The 202-nt window shown below is 37.1% G+C and carries 1 protein-coding gene; it reads right to left on the bottom strand.

The features are described 5' to 3' along the window. The coding region (locus tag PL11201_RS27260; protein ID WP_234996846.1) for a hypothetical protein at positions 1-202 on the bottom strand (202 nt) is incomplete at both ends.

Here is a 202-nt window from a genome sequence, read left to right as displayed (position 1 = left end):
GGTTGTTTCTGAATAGGGGAGTAATTAGATATTTCTGGTGTAGCAATATCCTGGGAATCACTACTATCTGTGGGACTAATTGTGGAATCTGGTTGTTTCTGTAGAGGGGAGTAATTAGAGATTTCTGGTGTAACAATATCTCTGGGATTAGTTGTGAAATCCGATTGTTTTTGAATAGGGGAGTAATTAGAAATTTCTGATG

It is taken from the genome of Planktothrix sp. PCC 11201, from assembly GCF_900009135.1.
Classification (GTDB): Bacteria; Cyanobacteriota; Cyanobacteriia; order Cyanobacteriales; family Microcoleaceae; genus Planktothrix.
Note: the sequence above shows the minus strand (reverse complement) of the source record. Positions and strands in the feature narration are given on the sequence as shown.